The following is a 1,268-nucleotide window of genomic DNA, read 5'->3' on the forward strand; positions in this document are numbered from 1 at the left end:
AAAAAGTCCCCGCCTTCCTCTTCAGCCTTTGAGGAGCGGGGACAAAGAAAATAAGGAGCCTGCGGGCTCCTTTTCTTGTAGAAGAAAGGAGGGAGCACCCATGCGGAAACTCAAAAAGTACAAACCCACCAAATTCAAAGCCAAAACGTCCACCTACAACAAAAAGCTGGCGGATTATGCTGTAGCCTTCATCGAAAGCCTGTGCCACACCAAGGGGACCTGGGCTGGCCATCCTTTCGAACTCATCGACTGGCAGGAACAGATCATCCGGGACCTGTTCGGGATCGTAAAGCCCAATGGCTATCGGCAGTTCAACACCGCCTATATCGAAATCCCCAAGAAGCAAGGGAAGCAGCTGGCTCTTGATACACCGATCCCGACTCCTGATGGCTGGAAGACCATGGGAGAACTTAAGGTGGGAGACCGGGTTTTTGATGAAATGGGAACCCCTTGCAATATCGTGGCCAAAAGCGCGGTGGATGACACGGAACAGGCCTACCGCCTGACCTTCCGGGACGGTTCCTCCATTGTGGCCGGCGAGCGCCATTTGTGGGATGTGGAATACATTTACGGGAAACGGAAGAAAAAGGAATGGACCACAGGAGAGATCTATAAAAAAGTCAGTGCGTACAAAGAACGTTTTGCAGGAACCCCCGAAGCGCGGCGGTCCCTTATCCGGATCCCCGTTGCTAGACCCCTGCAGACGATTCCTGCACAGCTCCCCATTGATCCGTATCTTTACGGATACTGGCTAGGGAATGGATGTGCCAACAAACCCTGCATCACCATCCGGACAGAGGATGTGGAAGAAGTCCTGTCCCATATTCCTTATGAAACGCATAACCAGTACCCACAGAAGTGCGGCGGGAGCGATGTGGTGTATTTTGATGAATTGCGGGACATCCTCGTACCGACCTTCCGGGCTAAAAGGATTCGTTCGGAATATCTTCGGGCATCCGAGGCACAGCGCTGGCGGCTTCTCCAGGGACTTGTGGATTCTGACGGGAGCATCGGGGAAAGGAAAGCACAGAGCACTTATTCCAGTACGATCAGGCAGCTTGCCCTTGATGTGCGGGAACTGCTCTGGAGTCTTGGCATCAAGAACGCCATGACGGAAGGGCCTTCCCTGCGGTATGGCAAACCGACCGGGGAAACGCTCTATGTCATCCGGTTCACTTCATTTTCTGACCAACCGACATCACAACTGAAAAGAAAAAGCAGTCGAAAAAGGGAACGTGTGAAAAAGACACGCTCCCTTTTCCATTATC

At 52.5% G+C, this 1,268-nt stretch carries 1 protein-coding gene; it reads left to right on the top strand.

Annotated features, from left to right (window positions below):
• Positions 1–100: 100 nt before the first annotated feature.
• On the top strand, positions 101–1,268 hold a 1,168-nt coding region (locus tag VZT47_RS10525; protein ID WP_330224907.1), incomplete at its 3' end, for an LAGLIDADG family homing endonuclease.

Origin of the sequence: Dialister sp., from assembly GCF_036343215.1 — a bacterium.
In the GTDB taxonomy this organism is placed as follows: domain Bacteria; phylum Bacillota; class Negativicutes; order Veillonellales; family Dialisteraceae; genus Dialister.